The sequence below is a fragment of the Enterobacter sp. 168J2 genome, assembly GCF_034107265.1.
Taxonomy (GTDB): domain Bacteria; phylum Pseudomonadota; class Gammaproteobacteria; order Enterobacterales; family Enterobacteriaceae; genus Enterobacter; species Enterobacter nematophilus.
On sequence record NZ_JAWNEB010000004.1, the window covers coordinates 163212 to 178643 of the forward strand.

The following is a 15432-nucleotide window of genomic DNA, read 5'->3' on the forward strand; positions in this document are numbered from 1 at the left end:
AAACAGAATTTTGATTAACGCTCGGTTTCGGCCGAGCCAACTGGAAGCATGCTAATGGCTACGATTCATGTAGACGGCAAAGAATACGAAGTCAACGGGGCGGACAACCTGCTGGAAGCTTGTCTGTCTCTTGGCCTCGATATTCCGTACTTTTGCTGGCATCCGGCGCTGGGCAGCGTCGGTGCTTGCCGCCAGTGTGCGGTGAAGCAATATCAAAACGCGGAAGACACGCGTGGTCGCCTGGTGATGTCCTGTATGACGCCAGCCACCGAAGGCACCTTTATTTCGATTGATGACGAAGAAGCCAAACAGTTCCGCGAAAGCGTGGTGGAGTGGTTGATGACCAACCACCCGCACGACTGTCCGGTTTGCGAAGAGGGCGGTAACTGCCACCTTCAGGATATGACCGTGATGACCGGTCACAGCTTCCGTCGCTATCGCTTTACTAAACGTACCCACCGTAACCAGGATCTGGGGCCGTTCATCTCTCACGAAATGAACCGCTGCATCGCCTGCTACCGCTGCGTGCGTTACTACAAAGACTATGCAGACGGTCAGGATCTGGGCGTGTACGGCGCGCATGACAACGTCTACTTCGGTCGTCCGGAAGACGGTACGCTGGAGAGCGAATTCTCCGGTAACCTGGTAGAAATCTGCCCGACCGGCGTATTCACTGATAAAACCCACTCCGAGCGCTACAACCGTAAATGGGACATGCAGTTTGCACCTAGCATCTGCCAGCAGTGCTCCCTCGGCTGTAACACCAGCCCGGGTGAACGTTACGGCGAACTGCGCCGTATCGAAAACCGCTACAACGGTACCGTAAACCACTACTTCCTGTGCGACCGCGGTCGTTTCGGCTATGGCTATGTGAACCTGAAAGACCGTCCGCGTCAGCCGGTTCAGCGCCGTGGCGACGACTTCATTACCCTGAACGCCGAGCAGGCGATGCAGGGCGCGGCAGATATTCTGCGCCAGTCGAAGAAAGTGATCGGTATCGGCTCCCCGCGCGCCAGCATCGAAAGCAACTTTGCGCTGCGCGAGCTGGTTGGGGCAGAAAACTTCTATACCGGTATCGCTCAGGGCGAGCAGGAGCGTCTGCAGCTGGTACTAAAAGTGCTGCGCGAAGGCGGTATTCATACCCCTGCGCTGCGCGAAATTGAATCTTACGATGCGGTTCTGGTGCTGGGTGAAGACCTGACGCAGACCGGTGCACGCGCGGCTCTGGCGGTTCGTCAGGCGGTGAAGGGCAAAGCGCGCGAGATGGCAGCGGCACAGAAAGTGGCTGACTGGCAGATTGCGGCAATCCTTAACATCGGCCAGCGCGCGAAGCATCCTCTGTTTGTGACCAACGTCGACAACACCCGCCTGGACGATATCGCCGCGTGGACCTACTGCGCGCCGGTTGAAGATCAGGCGCGCCTTGGCTTTGCGATTGCCCACGCGCTGGACAGCAACTCTCCGGCCGTCGAGCTGGATCGCGATCTGCAAAACAAGGTCGACGTGATTGTTCAGGCCCTGGCGGGCGCGAAGAAACCGCTGATTATTTCCGGTACCAACGCCGGCAGCGCGGAGATTATTCAGGCGGCAGCCAACGTTGCCAAAGCCCTGAAAGGCCGCGGTGCGGACGTTGGCGTGACGATGATTGCCCGTGCGGTGAACAGCATCGGTCTGGGGATGATTGGCGGCGGTTCGCTGGAAGAAGCGTTAAGCGAACTGGAGTCCGGTTCCGCTGACGCCGTTGTGGTGCTGGAAAATGACCTGCATCGCCACGCTTCTGCCGCTCGAGTTGACGCCGCGCTCTCCAAAGCGCCGCTGGTGATGGTCATTGACCATCAGCGCACCGCGATCATGGACAAAGCGCACCTGGTGCTCTCTGCGGCAAGCTTCGCAGAAAGCGACGGTACGGTTATCAACAACGAAGGCCGCGCCCAGCGTTTCTTCCAGGTTTACGACCCGGCGTACTACGACAGCAACACCGTGATGCTGGAAAGCTGGCGCTGGCTGCACTCCCTGCACAGCACCGTGCAGAGCCGTGAAGTGGACTGGACGCAGCTCGACCACGTTATCGACGCGGTAGTCGAAAAACTGCCTCAGCTGGCAGGCATTAAAGATGCCGCACCTGAAGCAAGCTTCCGCATTCGTGGCCAGAAGCTGGCACGTGAACCGCACCGCTACAGCGGCCGTACCGCGATGCGCGCTAACATCAGCGTGCACGAACCGCGCCAGCCGCAGGATAAAGACACCATGTTCGCCTTCTCCATGGAAGGGAACAACCAGCCGTCTGCGCCGCGTTCGCAAATCCCGTTCGCATGGGCTCCGGGCTGGAACTCCCCGCAGGCGTGGAACAAGTTCCAGGCTGAAGTGGGCGGCTCCCTGCGCCACGGCGATCCGGGCGTGCGTCTGATTGAAGCCTCCGAAACCGGACTGGACTTCTTCACCAGCGTACCGGCGAGCTTCCAGGCTCAGGATGGTCAGTGGCGTATTGCGCCGTACTACCATCTGTTCGGTAGCGACGAGCTGTCCCAGCGTTCACCGGTCTTCCAGACCCGTATGCCGCAGCCTTACATCAAGCTCAACACGGCGGATGCCGCGAAGCTTGGCGTTAACGCGGGTGCGAACATCGCCTTTAGCTATGACGGCCAGACAATCAGCCTGCCGCTGATTATCTCTGAAAGCCTGACAGCAGGGCAGGTGGGTCTGCCGATGGGTATGCCTGGCATCGCGCCGGTTCTGGCGGGTGCGCGTCTTGATAATCTGCAGGAGGCAAAAGCATGAGTTGGTTAACGCCGGATCTTATCGACATCCTGCTGAGCATTCTGAAAGCGATTGTTATCCTGCTGGTGGTGGTCACCTGCGGCGCGTTCATGAGCTTTGGTGAACGTCGTCTGCTCGGTCTGTTCCAGAACCGTTACGGGCCGAACCGCGTGGGCTGGGGTGGTTCACTCCAGCTGGTGGCGGACATGATCAAGATGTTCTTTAAAGAGGACTGGGTTCCGCGCTTCTCTGACCGCGTGATCTTTACTCTGGCACCGATGATCGCCTTCACCTCGCTGCTGCTGGCGTTTGCTATCGTTCCGGTCAGCCCGACCTGGGTGGTCGCTGACCTGAACATCGGCATTCTGTTCTTCCTGATGATGGCAGGCCTCGCGGTTTACGCGGTGCTGTTCGCAGGCTGGTCCAGTAACAACAAATACTCGCTGCTGGGCGCGATGCGTGCTTCCGCGCAGACGCTGAGCTACGAAGTGTTCCTGGGTCTTTCCCTGATGGGCGTGGTGGCGCAGGCCGGTTCATTCAACATGACCGACATCGTCAACAACCAGGCCGACATCTGGAACGTTATCCCGCAGTTCTTTGGGTTTATTACCTTTGCTATCGCGGGCGTGGCCGTGTGTCACCGTCACCCGTTTGACCAGCCAGAAGCCGAACAGGAACTGGCCGACGGTTACCACATCGAATATTCCGGTATGAAGTTCGGTCTGTTCTTCGTGGGCGAGTACATCGGTATCGTCACCATTTCCGCGTTGATGGTAACGCTGTTCTTTGGTGGCTGGCATGGCCCGTTCTTACCGCCGTTCATCTGGTTCGCGCTGAAAACCGCGTTCTTCATGATGATGTTCATTTTGATTCGCGCAGCGTTACCGCGTCCACGTTATGACCAGGTAATGTCCTTCGGCTGGAAAGTGTGCCTGCCGCTGACGCTCGTCAACTTGTTGGTAACGGCAGCTGTCATTCTCTGGCAGCAGCCATAAGGGGCTATAGACCATGACCTTAAAAGAATTACTGGTAGGCTTCGGTACCCAGGTACGCAGTATCTGGATGATCGGCCTGCACGCGTTTGCTAAACGCGAAACCCGGATGTACCCGGAAGAGCCGGTATATCTGCCGCCGCGCTACCGTGGCCGTATCGTGCTGACGCGCGACCCGGACGGCTCCGAGCGCTGCGTTGCCTGTAACCTGTGTGCGGTAGCGTGTCCGGTTGGCTGTATCTCTCTGCAGAAAGCAGAGACGGTAGACGGCCGCTGGTACCCTGAGTTCTTCCGCATCAACTTCTCACGCTGCATCTTCTGCGGTCTGTGTGAAGAAGCGTGCCCAACCACGGCGATTCAGCTGACTCCAGACTTCGAGCTGGGTGAGTACAAGCGTCAGGACCTGGTGTACGAGAAAGAGGATCTGCTGATTTCCGGTCCGGGCAAATACCCGGAATATAACTTCTACCGGATGGCGGGTATGGCAATCGACGGCAAAGATAAGGGCGAAGCAGAGAACGAAGCTAAGCCTATCGACGTCAAGAGCCTGTTACCGTAAGGAGAGGGCAATGGAATTCGCTTTTTATATCTGTGGCCTTATCGCCATCCTGGCCACGCTGCGAGTGATTACGCACACCAATCCGGTGCATGCGCTGCTGTACTTAATCATCTCGCTGCTGGCTATTTCCGGGGTGTTCTTCGCGCTGGGCGCGCACTTCGCCGGTGCGCTGGAAATCATCGTTTACGCCGGGGCCATCATGGTGCTGTTCGTCTTCGTTGTGATGATGCTGAACCTGGGCGGCTCTGAAATTGAGCAGGAACGTCAGTGGTTAAAACCGCAGGTGTGGATTGGCCCGGCGATTTTGTCGGCCATCATGCTGGTGGTGATCGTTTACGCCATTCTGGGTGTTAACGATCAGGGCATCGACGGCACGCCAATTGGCGCGAAAGAGGTGGGTATCACGCTCTTTGGCCCATACGTTCTGGCGGTGGAACTGGCCTCTATGCTGCTGCTGGCAGGCCTGGTTGTGGCTTTCCACGTTGGCCGCGAAGAGCGTGCTGGCGAGGTGCTGAGCAACCGCACTGACGACCGCGCGAAAAGAAAAACGGAGGAGCGCGCATGATCCCCTTAACACATGGACTGATCCTCGCTGCGATTTTATTCGTTCTGGGTCTGACCGGTCTGGTTATCCGCCGCAATCTGCTGTTTATGCTGATCGGCCTGGAAATCATGATTAACGCCTCCGCGCTGGCCTTTGTGGTCGCCGGAAGCTACTGGGGCCAGACCGATGGTCAGGTGATGTACATTCTCGCCATCAGCCTCGCGGCTGCCGAAGCGAGTATTGGCCTGGCGCTGTTACTGCAGCTCCATCGTCGCCGCCAGAATCTGAACATCGATTCAGTAAGTGAGTTGCGTGGATGAACATGCTTGCCTTAACCATTATTTTTCCGCTGATTGGCTTCGTGCTGCTGGCGTTTTCTCGCGGCCGCTGGTCTGAGAATCTGTCCGCGACCGTTGGCATGGGCTCTGTCGGTCTGGCCGCGCTGGTCACAGCGTATGCGGGTATCGACTTCTTCAACAACGGACGCCAGCCTTTCAGCGTGCCGCTGTGGACCTGGATGTCGGTCGGTGATTTCAACATCGGTTTCAACCTGGTACTGGACGGCCTCTCGCTGACCATGCTCTCCGTGGTTACCGGCGTCGGCTTCCTGATCCACATGTTCGCCTCCTGGTACATGCGCGGTGAAGAGGGATACTCCCGCTTCTTCGCCTACACCAACCTGTTTATCGCCAGCATGGTCGTTCTGGTGCTGGCCGATAACCTGCTGCTGATGTATCTGGGCTGGGAAGGCGTGGGTCTGTGTTCTTACCTGCTGATCGGTTTCTACTACACCGATCCGAAGAATGGCGCAGCGGCCATGAAAGCGTTCGTCGTGACCCGCGTGGGTGACGTCTTCCTCGCGTTCGCGCTGTTCATTCTCTACAACGAACTGGGCACGCTGAACTTCCGCGAAATGGTGGAACTGGCGCCGGCGCACTTCGAAGCAGGCAACAACATGCTGTGGTGGGCGACGCTGATGCTGCTGGGTGGTGCCGTGGGTAAATCCGCGCAGCTGCCGCTGCAGACATGGCTGGCAGACGCGATGGCGGGTCCAACCCCGGTCTCCGCGCTGATCCACGCTGCGACCATGGTAACCGCCGGTGTTTACCTGATTGCGCGTACTCATGGCCTGTTCCTGATGACTCCGGAAATTCTGCATCTGGTGGGTATCGTCGGTGCGGTCACGCTGGTGCTGGCAGGCTTTGCCGCGCTGGTGCAGACCGACATCAAACGCGTGCTCGCGTACTCCACAATGAGCCAGATTGGCTACATGTTCCTGGCGCTGGGCGTTCAGGCGTGGGACGCGGCCATTTTCCACCTGATGACGCACGCGTTCTTTAAAGCGCTGCTGTTCCTCTCATCCGGTTCCGTCATTCTGGCCTGCCATCACGAGCAGAACATCTTCAAGATGGGCGGACTGCGTAAGTCCATCCCGCTGGTCTATGTCTGCTTCCTGGTGGGCGGCGCGGCGCTGGCGGCACTGCCGCTGATTACCGCGGGCTTCTTCAGTAAGGACGAAATCCTTGCGGGTGCCATGGCGAATGGTCATATCAATCTGATGGTTGCGGGTCTGGTCGGTGCGTTCATGACCTCCCTGTATACCTTCCGTATGATTTTCATCGTATTCCACGGTAAAGAACAAATTCACGCTCACGCAGGGAAGGGGATTACCCACCACCTGCCGCTGATTGTGCTGCTGGTACTCTCCACCTTCGTTGGCGCGATGATTGTGCCACCGCTGCAGGGCGTACTGCCAGACACCACCGAGCTTGAGCACGGTCGCGTTCTGACGCTTGAAATCACCTCCGGTGTGGTCGCTATCGCGGGCATCCTGATTGCGGCATGGCTGTGGCTGGGCAAACGTACGCTGGTAACCGCCGTTGCCAACAGCGCGCCGGGCCGTCTGCTGGGCACCTGGTGGTACAACGCGTGGGGCTTCGACTGGCTGTACGACATGATCTTCGTTAAGCCGTTCCTGGGCATTGCGTGGCTGCTGAAACGCGACCCGTTGAACAGCCTGATGAACATCCCGGCGATCCTTTCCCGCTTTGCAGGTAAAGGCCTGCTGTACAGCGAGAACGGCTACCTGCGCTGGTATGTGGCGTCCATGAGCATCGGTGCGGTTGTCGTGCTGGCGCTGCTGATGGTATTGCGTTGATCGTTAAGTGAATTTTATTCGAATTCGTTGAAAATCAGGCCCCCGCAGGGGGCCTTAAAAAGGAATGTAAATCGCCATGTTACTACCCTGGCTAATATTAATTCCCTTCATCGGCGGCTTCCTGTGCTGGCAGACCGAACGCTTTGGCGTGAAGATGCCGCGCTGGATCGCGCTGATCACCATGGGATTGACGCTCGCGCTTGGCCTGCAACTGTGGTTGCAGGGCGGTTACTCACTGACCCAGTCTGCGGGCATTCCGCAGTGGCAGTCTGAGTTCATCCTGCCGTGGATCCCACGTTTCGGCATTACGATCCACCTGGCGATTGACGGTCTGTCGCTGCTGATGGTAGTGCTGACCGGTCTGCTCGGCGTTCTGGCGGTACTTTGCTCCTGGCGAGAAATCGAAAAATACCAGGGCTTCTTCCACCTGAACCTGATGTGGATCCTGGGCGGCGTGATCGGCGTGTTCCTTGCCATCGACATGTTCCTGTTCTTCTTCTTCTGGGAGATGATGCTGGTGCCGATGTACTTCCTGATCGCGCTGTGGGGCCATAAGGCGTCCGACGGTAAAACGCGTATCACGGCGGCAACCAAGTTCTTCATCTATACCCAGGCGAGCGGTCTGGTAATGCTGATTGCTATTCTGGCGCTGGTGTTTGTTCACCACAGCGCAACCGGCACCTGGACCTTCAACTACGAAGACCTGCTGAAGACCCCGATGTCCCACGGCGTTGAATACCTGCTGATGCTGGGCTTCTTCATCGCCTTCGCGGTGAAAATGCCGGTGGTTCCGCTGCACGGCTGGCTGCCAGACGCGCACTCCCAGGCACCAACGGCGGGTTCCGTTGACCTGGCGGGCATCTTGCTGAAAACGGCGGCCTACGGTCTGCTGCGCTTCGCACTGCCGCTGTTCCCGAACGCCTCCGCGGAATTCGCACCGATTGCTATGTGGCTGGGTGTGATCGGTATCTTCTACGGTGCCTGGATGGCCTTCACGCAGTACGATATCAAGCGTCTGATTGCTTACACCTCCGTTTCCCACATGGGCTTCGTGCTGATTGCTATCTACACCGGCAGCCAGCTGGCGTACCAGGGCGCGGTGATCCAGATGATTGCGCACGGTCTGTCCGCAGCCGGTCTCTTCATTCTGTGCGGTCAGCTGTACGAACGTCTGCATACCCGCGACATGCGCATGATGGGCGGCCTGTGGAGCAAAATTAAATGGCTGCCAGCGCTGTCCATGTTCTTCGCGGTGGCTACCCTGGGGATGCCGGGCACCGGTAACTTCGTCGGCGAATTTATGATTCTGTTCGGCAGCTTCAAAGTGGTACCGGTAATTACCGTGATCTCCACCTTTGGTCTGGTGTTCGCTTCCGTCTACTCGCTGGCGATGCTGCACCGCGCTTACTTCGGTAAAGCGAAGAGCGAAATTGCTGCACAAGAACTGCCGGGGATGTCGCTGCGCGAGCTGTTCATCATCCTGCTGCTGGTCGTACTGCTGGTGCTGCTGGGCTTCTTCCCGCAGCCGATTCTGGATACCTCGCACAGCGCGATGGGTAACATCCAGCAGTGGTTTGTTAATTCTGCTTCTACTACAAGGCCGTAATTCGCCATGACAATAACTCCACAACAACTGATCGCGCTGCTACCGCTGCTGATCGTCGGATTGACGGTGGTGGTTGTGATGCTCTCCATTGCGTGGCGACGCAATCACTTCCTGAATGCCACGCTGTCGGTCATCGGCCTGAACGCCGCGTTAGTCTCTCTCTGGTTTGTTGGCCAGGGCGGGGCGATGGACGTCACCCCGCTGATGCGCGTTGACGGCTATGCCATGCTTTACACCGGTCTGGTGCTGCTGGCGAGCCTGGCAACCTGTACCTTTGCGTACCCGTGGCTTGAAGGCTACAACGACAACAAAGAAGAGTTTTACCTGCTGGTTCTGATTGCCGCGCTGGGCGGCATTCTGCTGGCGAATGCCAACCATCTGGCCGCGCTGTTCCTCGGCATTGAGCTGATCTCTCTGCCGCTGTTCGGCCTGATTGGTTACGCCTTCCGTCAGAAGCGCTCTCTGGAAGCGAGCATCAAGTACACCATTCTGTCTGCTGCTGCGTCCTCCTTCCTGCTGTTTGGTATTGCGCTGCTGTACGCACAGTCCGGTAACCTCTCCTTCATGGCGCTCGGTAAGAGCCTCGGCGACGGCATGCTGCATGAGCCGCTGCTGCTGGCAGGTCTGGGCATGATGATCGTTGGCCTCGGCTTCAAGCTCTCTCTGGTTCCGTTCCACCTGTGGACGCCAGACGTCTACCAGGGCGCTCCGGCTCCGGTGTCGACCTTCCTGGCGACGGCGAGCAAAATCGCTATCTTCGGTGTGGTCATGCGTCTGTTCCTGTACGCACCGGTGGGTGACAGCGAAGCCGTTCGCGTGGTGCTGGGCATCATCGCGTTCGTCTCCATCATCTTCGGTAACCTGATGGCGCTGAGCCAGACCAACATCAAGCGTCTGCTGGGCTACTCGTCTATCTCTCATCTGGGCTACCTGCTGGTGGCGCTGATTGCGCTGCAGAGCGGTGAGATGTCGATGGAAGCCGTGGGCGTGTATCTGGCAGGTTACTTGTTCAGCAGCCTCGGCGCCTTCGGCGTGGTGAGCCTGATGTCCAGCCCGTACCGTGGTCCGGATGCCGATTCACTGTTCTCCTACCGTGGTCTGTTCTGGCACCGTCCAATTCTGTCCGCGGTAATGACCGTGATGATGCTCTCTCTGGCGGGTATCCCGATGACGCTGGGCTTTATCGGTAAGTTCTACGTGCTGGCCGTTGGTGTGCAGGCGCACCTGTGGTGGCTGACTGCGGGCGTGGTTATCGGCTCCGCGATTGGTCTCTACTACTACCTGCGCGTGGCCGTGAGCCTGTACCTGAGCGCGCCTCAGCAGCTCAATCGCGATGCGCCATCCAACTGGCAGTACAGCGCCGGTGGTATCGTGGTGCTTATCTCCGCGCTGCTGGTGCTGATCTTCGGTATCTATCCGCAGCCGCTGATTGACATCGTGCAGCGAGCGATGCCGCTGATGTAAGCCGGTAAAAAATAAAAAGCCCGCATCTGGACTGCCCCATAAAATCGGGCAGTTCATGAAAAGCGACTAACAGGGCCTGGGTTCGGTTTTCTACCGGACTCAGGCCTTTTAATTTATGCCATGAATACCGTGAGTTACCAGGCTCTTACCCAGCGTCGAACCAATGTTCTCTCTACACCAAAGCGTACAGCTGTACGATGTACTCCCTCTTTTCCGGGAAAAAAATAGTTTTCTTCTTTAGGGTTTATGCTAAATATAAATATACCCTTTGCTTTGTCAGAGAATAAATCCGTTATTTCATGTGAAGCAAATAAATGTATACATTTATTTGGTAATTATTATTTTTGAGCGCCATGTTAAGCGGCGTGTGAATTTAATTATAACGCTGCTGTGAATTAACAAAGTATTAATGCTGACATTCAGAAGAAACGTTTAACTCTTATTCGGTGGTTTCTCTGCTGAGAATAAAATTATATTTTGATGATGGATAAGAAAGAGATGAAAAAAAGATTCATAACCACGCTGACGCTGGCCGCTATTTTGATCTCGCCTGCGCACGCCATTAGCGAGAAATACCGTGCCCAGCTTGAGCGCTCGGGATGCACGCAGGTTACGGACGGTAACGGGTGCGATATTCACAAAACCAAAGCGCAGAATGCGGCAGCCGCTCAAAAGAGTGGACCTGCGGTAGCCGACTTCCAGCCTTACGTGGGCACCTGGCAGTCACTCGATCAGAACGGAAAAACGATCGATACGTTTACTGTCACCCGTACCAGCGTAAAGACGCGTGGCCATCTTGTCGAGCAGGCGAGGGTGGACAATGGTCGCCTGACGTTCCGTGTTCAGGCCGCGGAGTTCAATCTGCTTCCGGAAGGTTTTGGAAGCTGGTTAACCTCAACACAATCAGGCGCAATTAAGCGTCATTAATCAGAGAGGAAAGAGCATGTGCGTTAATCTTTATGACAATGCGCGTCGCTATGCCGACGACAAGAAGTAATCATCAGCTAAAATAGAATGCACTGCCCGAAATAAGGGCAGTGCATTCGACTGTTATGCCAGCGCTTTACGGCTGATCAACGGCCCGTCAATCTTCTTCATCGAGCGGTCCAGCACTTCCTCAATGACCGACGACAGCTCGTTCAGCTCAAACTTCGCCACATACCCGTCCGCCTTCACCTTGCGAATATGGTCTTCGTTGGCGTTGCCGGAAAGGGACGAGTGGATCACCACCGGAATATCCTTAAGCACCGGGTCGGTTTTGATTTTGCGCGTCAGCGTAAAGCCGTCCATCTCCGGCATTTCGAGGTCCGTCAGCACCAGAGCGATCTTATCGGTGATCGGCACGCCCTCGGCCTGCGCCTGAGCGGCCAGCACGCCAATTTTTTCCCACGCGTCTTTGCCGGTGATGTGCAGCTGCGCCGGGATCTCCATCGCCTGCAGACCTTTCTCAAGCATCGAACGCGCCACTTTGGAATCTTCCGCCACAATGGCGACAGAACCCGGCTTGATGTTGAATTTGGTGGTCTTCAGATTGGTCGCGTGGAGATCGTGATTGGCCGGGGTGATGTCATAGAGGATCTGCTCAACGTCCAGCACCATCGCCAGATCGTTGGTATCCGTTTTCTCTTCCAGGCAGGCAATGCTGGTGATATAGCGGCCGCTGACGGCGGTTTCCGCCGCGTGCACCTGCTTCCAGTCCAGACGCATGATGTTCTCAACCGATTCCACGGCAAAGGCCTGCACGCTGCGGGCATATTCGGTGATCAGCAGGATGTTCAGCCCGGTAGTGGGCTTACAGCCCGCCACGGCGGCCAGGTCGATCACCGGGATCACCTGATCGCGAATATTCACCATCCCCATCAGGGGCGACTTCATCCCGGCGGGTTTTGTGAATTCCGGCATTGGCACAATTTCACGCAGCTTAAAGACGTTAATGCCAAACAGCTCGGATTTATTTTCGTTCAGAGAGGTGCCAAGACGGAACAGCAACAGTTCAAAACGGTTCGACAGGGTGAGATTCGCCCTGTCATCAATATCTTTCTGGAAATTATCCATTCTACCCTCGAGAGAAATGCTGACCTTTTAATCGTTATCGGCATTCTGAGAGAAAAATGAAGGGCTAAACGCTGACCTTAGCGAAATCTTCCGCCAGCTCGCACGCCGGGAACACCGCCAGGCACTCTGCCAGCAGGCTTGCACACCCCCGCGCGTCGTAGCGAGAACTGACGTGAGTGACGATCAGCCTCCCGACGCCCGCGTCGCGGGCAAGCTGCGCCGCCTGACGCGTTGAGCTATGGCCGCGGCCGTTGGCTTTCTCTTCCATCGCCGTTTCCAGCGTGGCCTCGTGCACCATCACGTCAACGCCCTTGGCAAGCTGAAGGGCGGCAGGGCACGGCGCCGTGTCGCCAAAAATCGCCAGCTTCTTGCCCGGCTCGGGCGCGGCGAGATAATCCTGGCCGTCGATCGTGCGCCCGTCCTCCAGCGTAACGCTCTCGCCCTGTTTGAGTCGCTGGAACAGCGGCCCTGGCTTGACGCCGTCGGCAACGAGCGCGGCGGCATTTAGAGCGCCGGGTTTATCATGCTCTTCCACGCGATAGCCGTAGCACTCCACCGGATGGTTAAGCGGAAAAGCCCGCACCTGATAATCCCCGTCGTCGAATACCAGACCTTCGCCAATTTCAACCACCTCCAGCGGATAATCGGTCCACGAGCCGCTCAGGCGCAGCGTGGTTTCAACGAATTCCCGAATACCCGCAGGCCCGTAAATCGTCAGCGGGTTGGCGTTACCCGCCATGGAGCGGCTGCACAGCAGGCCGGGAAGGCCAAACAGATGGTCCCCATGCAGGTGAGTGATAAAAATTTTGTCCAGCTTGCCGGGGTGATACGCGGTGTGCAGCAGCTGATGCTGCGTCCCTTCACCGCAGTCAAACAGCCACAGCCCGCCGCGGGTGGGGTGCTTAAGATCCAGCAGAATTGCCGTCACGTTTCGTGAGCGGGTTGGCACGCCAGCGGACGTACCCAGAAAAATCAGTTCCATAACGCAATCAGCCCTTTGCCGAACGGGGAGGGGTTTAGTATAACGTGATGAACCCCAGGAAGGAGAAAGAGATGATCCAGTGGCAAGATTTACATCATAGCGAGCTTACCGTTCATTCCCTTTACGCGCTGCTTAAACTGCGCTGCGAAGTGTTTGTGGTTGAACAGACCTGCCCGTATCAGGACATCGACGGCGATGACCTCGTTGGCGAAAACCGCCATATTCTCGGCTGGAAGGATAACGAGCTGGTGGCGTATGCGAGGATTCTGAAAAGCGAGGACGATGTTGAGCCCGTGGTGATAGGCCGCGTCATCATCAGCGGTAACGCGCGCGGTGAAAAACTGGGCTATCAGCTGATGGAAAAAACGCTGGAGGCGTGCCAGAAACAGTGGCCGGACAAGGCGTTATACCTGGGCGCGCAGGCGCACCTGCAATCCTTCTACGGTCATTTCGGTTTTATGCCGGTCACCGACGTCTACGACGAAGACGGTATTCCGCACATCGGCATGGCGCGCGAAGCGAAACAGGCGTAATGGCGCGTCGTTGTCTATAGTTAGCGGACTGGTGTACTAACATGGAGAAAAATATGTCATTTCAATCCTGGGATACCCGTATCGACGACGACCTGACCCTACTGAGCGAAACGCTGGAAGAGGTGTTACGTTCCTCGGGCGACCCTGCCGATCAGAAATATATCGAGCTGAAAGCCCGTGCCGAGCAGGCGCTCCACGACGTTAAAAACCGCGTCAGCCATGCGTCTGATACATACTACTACCGCGCCAAAAAAGCGGTTTATCGAGCCGATGACTACGTCCACGAAAAACCGTGGCAGGGCATTGGGGTGGGTGCAGCCGTAGGGCTGGTGCTGGGTCTGCTGTTAGCCCGTCGTTAAGCCGCATAACCACTCCCTATACGTGGGTACTGATATTTCTTATGGTACCCCGTATAATATGAGGTTTTAACAGGGAGAGGTTCGCGTGAATTCGATTTTCCTCGCGCTGGAACAACTGCGTATCCATCTTTCGCAAGCGTTACCTGCCACATCCGGCCTGCGTCATTTCGACGTCTCTTTCCCGTTAAACGATGCCTTCGATCCCCTCGCCTGGCTGGGCGAGCAGCAGTGCTATCCGCAGTTTTACTGGCAGCAGCGTAACGGCGATGAAGAGCTGGCCGCGCTGGGAGCGGTCGTCCAATTCTCCTCTCTGACCTTAGCCTCGCAGTTTTTAAGCGCGCAACACGCGCCTGAAGATACCCGAATCTGCGGCCTGAACGCGTTTAACCCGGAGCAGGGCAGCCTCTTTTTACCGCGCCTGCTGTGGCGACGTACCGCTGGCCACGCCACGTTGCGCCTGCAGCTGTGGAGCGACAGCTCGCTTGAGGACGACGTCCGCACCGCGCGGGCGTTCTTACAGCAGCTGCTTCCTGCCAGACCTATCCGTCCGCTCTCCGTGCAGGTTGAGCGCGAAACCCATCACCCGGAAAAACCGCAATGGCTTAGCCTTATCGGCAAAGCGACAGAGACGATTGCACGCGGTGATTTCGAAAAGGTGGTTCTCGCCCGCGCAACAGACCTGCAGTGTAAAGCGCGCGTTAACCCCGTCGCGCTGATGGCGGCCAGCCGCGCCCTGAACTTAAACTGCTATCATTTCTGCATGATATTCGACGCCAGCAACGCGTTTCTCGGCTCCACGCCCGAGCGTCTCTGGCGGCGGCGCGGCAAGCTGCTGCGCACCGAAGCGCTGGCGGGCACCGTCGCCAGCCATACTGACGATAAGCAGGCGCAGCGTCTGGGCGAGTGGCTGCTGAATGACGATAAAAACCAGCGTGAAAATATGCTGGTGGTGGAAGATATCTGCCAGCGTCTTCAACACCATACGCAGACGCTGGAGGTGCTGCCGGCTCAGGTTGTCCGCCTGCGTAAAGTGCAGCACTTACGCCGCTGTATCTGGACCGAGCTCAAGCAGGCCGACGATGAGCTGTGCCTGCTCGTGCTACAGCCGACGGCGGCGGTAGCCGGGCTGCCGCGACAGCCAGCGCGCGAGTTTATTCAGCACGTTGAACCCTTTAGCCGCGAGTGGTACGCCGGTTCGGCCGGGTATCTATCCCCTGAACAAAGCGAATTCTGCGTGGCGCTACGCTCGGCGCGCGTGCGAAATGATGCTCTGAGGCTCTACGCCGGGGCGGGCATTGTCAGCGGGTCTGATCCGGAGCAGGAGTGGCAGGAGATCGAAAACAAAGCCGCCGGATTGCGCTCTCTGCTCCTAAGGGATTAATACTGATTCGCGCAATCCCGATTCATATCAAAATTCCAATTT

The 15432-nt window shown here is 57.2% G+C and carries 14 protein-coding genes; 12 read left to right on the forward strand and 2 right to left on the reverse strand.

The features are described 5' to 3' along the window. Positions 1-54 precede the first annotated feature (54 nt). From nuoG to USG84_RS13205, 9 genes are all read left to right on the forward strand, one after another. The gene (gene nuoG / locus USG84_RS13165; protein ID WP_151413962.1) at positions 55-2778 is read left to right on the forward strand and encodes an NADH-quinone oxidoreductase subunit NuoG; all 2724 of its coding nucleotides are present in this window, start codon (positions 55-57) and stop codon (positions 2776-2778) included. Next, on the forward strand, positions 2775-3752 hold the full coding sequence (gene nuoH, locus USG84_RS13170; RefSeq protein WP_061097544.1) for an NADH-quinone oxidoreductase subunit NuoH: 978 nt from the start codon (positions 2775-2777) through the stop codon (positions 3750-3752). The genes nuoG and nuoH overlap by 4 nt, the downstream gene beginning before the upstream one ends. A gap of 13 nt (positions 3753-3765) precedes the next feature. Continuing rightward, positions 3766-4308, forward strand: a complete 543-nt coding sequence (gene nuoI, locus USG84_RS13175; protein ID WP_003861491.1) for an NADH-quinone oxidoreductase subunit NuoI — start codon at positions 3766-3768, stop codon at positions 4306-4308. A 10-nt stretch (positions 4309-4318) separates the two neighbouring features. Next, positions 4319-4873, forward strand: a complete 555-nt coding sequence (nuoJ, locus tag USG84_RS13180; protein ID WP_008500212.1) for an NADH-quinone oxidoreductase subunit J — start codon at positions 4319-4321, stop codon at positions 4871-4873. Continuing rightward, complete coding sequence (gene nuoK, locus USG84_RS13185) at positions 4870-5172, forward strand: NADH-quinone oxidoreductase subunit NuoK (protein WP_003861496.1); 303 nt, start codon at positions 4870-4872, stop codon at positions 5170-5172. Before nuoJ ends, nuoK begins: the two co-directional genes overlap by 4 nt. Further along, complete coding sequence (nuoL, locus tag USG84_RS13190; protein WP_061097545.1) at positions 5169-7010, forward strand: NADH-quinone oxidoreductase subunit L; 1842 nt, start codon at positions 5169-5171, stop codon at positions 7008-7010. Before nuoK ends, nuoL begins: the two co-directional genes overlap by 4 nt. Positions 7011-7086: 76 nt before the next feature. Then, complete coding sequence (gene nuoM, locus USG84_RS13195; protein ID WP_151413963.1) at positions 7087-8616, forward strand: NADH-quinone oxidoreductase subunit M; 1530 nt, start codon at positions 7087-7089, stop codon at positions 8614-8616. Positions 8617-8622: 6 nt separating this feature from the next. Further along, positions 8623-10080, forward strand: coding sequence for an NADH-quinone oxidoreductase subunit NuoN (gene nuoN, locus USG84_RS13200; RefSeq protein ID WP_061097547.1), 1458 nt, complete (start codon positions 8623-8625; stop codon positions 10078-10080). 498 nt (positions 10081-10578) lie between these two features. After that, the gene (locus tag USG84_RS13205) at positions 10579-11007 is read left to right on the forward strand and encodes a hypothetical protein (RefSeq protein WP_253542840.1); all 429 of its coding nucleotides are present in this window, start codon (positions 10579-10581) and stop codon (positions 11005-11007) included. A gap of 123 nt (positions 11008-11130) precedes the next feature. On the opposite strand, the gene USG84_RS13210 is transcribed toward USG84_RS13205, so the two are convergent. Together USG84_RS13210 and rbn are read right to left on the reverse strand one after the other, a co-directional pair. Beyond that, positions 11131-12135 (reverse strand): chemotaxis protein, encoded by a 1005-nt coding sequence (locus USG84_RS13210; RefSeq protein WP_253542839.1) that lies wholly within the window; start codon positions 12133-12135, stop codon positions 11131-11133. 64 nt (positions 12136-12199) lie between these two features. Continuing rightward, positions 12200-13117, reverse strand: coding sequence for a ribonuclease BN (gene rbn / locus USG84_RS13215; protein WP_151413965.1), 918 nt, complete (start codon positions 13115-13117; stop codon positions 12200-12202). Positions 13118-13188: 71 nt separating this feature from the next. Between rbn and USG84_RS13220 the strand changes: the two genes are divergently transcribed. From USG84_RS13220 to menF, 3 genes are all read left to right on the forward strand, one after another. Continuing rightward, positions 13189-13650: a GNAT family N-acetyltransferase gene (locus tag USG84_RS13220; RefSeq protein WP_151413966.1), complete on the forward strand. Its 462-nt coding sequence runs from the start codon at positions 13189-13191 to the stop codon at positions 13648-13650. A 53-nt stretch (positions 13651-13703) separates the two neighbouring features. Continuing rightward, positions 13704-14009 carry a stress response protein ElaB gene (elaB, locus tag USG84_RS13225; protein WP_028013924.1) on the forward strand — a complete coding sequence of 102 codons (306 nt, stop codon included), beginning with the start codon at positions 13704-13706 and terminating at the stop codon, positions 14007-14009. A gap of 85 nt (positions 14010-14094) precedes the next feature. Then, complete coding sequence (gene menF / locus USG84_RS13230; protein WP_320738306.1) at positions 14095-15390, forward strand: isochorismate synthase MenF; 1296 nt, start codon at positions 14095-14097, stop codon at positions 15388-15390. The last annotated feature ends 42 nt before the right edge of the window (positions 15391-15432 follow it).

What these genes read in the sequence shown, in the direction of transcription:
- rbn (WP_151413965.1), bottom strand. Translation starts at nt 13,117, where the DNA reads ATGGAACTGATTTTTCTGGGTACGTCCGCTGGCGTGCCAACCCGCTCA.
- USG84_RS13220 (WP_151413966.1), top strand. Translation starts at nt 13,189, where the DNA reads ATGATCCAGTGGCAAGATTTACATCATAGCGAGCTTACCGTTCATTCC.
- nuoG (WP_151413962.1), top strand. Translation starts at nt 55, where the DNA reads ATGGCTACGATTCATGTAGACGGCAAAGAATACGAAGTCAACGGGGCG.
- nuoM (WP_151413963.1), top strand. Translation starts at nt 7,087, where the DNA reads ATGTTACTACCCTGGCTAATATTAATTCCCTTCATCGGCGGCTTCCTG.
- elaB (WP_028013924.1), top strand. Translation starts at nt 13,704, where the DNA reads ATGTCATTTCAATCCTGGGATACCCGTATCGACGACGACCTGACCCTA.
- nuoH (WP_061097544.1), top strand. Translation starts at nt 2,775, where the DNA reads ATGAGTTGGTTAACGCCGGATCTTATCGACATCCTGCTGAGCATTCTG.
- USG84_RS13210 (WP_253542839.1), bottom strand. Translation starts at nt 12,135, where the DNA reads ATGGATAATTTCCAGAAAGATATTGATGACAGGGCGAATCTCACCCTG.
- nuoK (WP_003861496.1), top strand. Translation starts at nt 4,870, where the DNA reads ATGATCCCCTTAACACATGGACTGATCCTCGCTGCGATTTTATTCGTT.
- USG84_RS13205 (WP_253542840.1), top strand. Translation starts at nt 10,579, where the DNA reads ATGAAAAAAAGATTCATAACCACGCTGACGCTGGCCGCTATTTTGATC.
- nuoL (WP_061097545.1), top strand. Translation starts at nt 5,169, where the DNA reads ATGAACATGCTTGCCTTAACCATTATTTTTCCGCTGATTGGCTTCGTG.
- nuoI (WP_003861491.1), top strand. Translation starts at nt 3,766, where the DNA reads ATGACCTTAAAAGAATTACTGGTAGGCTTCGGTACCCAGGTACGCAGT.
- nuoJ (WP_008500212.1), top strand. Translation starts at nt 4,319, where the DNA reads ATGGAATTCGCTTTTTATATCTGTGGCCTTATCGCCATCCTGGCCACG.
- nuoN (WP_061097547.1), top strand. Translation starts at nt 8,623, where the DNA reads ATGACAATAACTCCACAACAACTGATCGCGCTGCTACCGCTGCTGATC.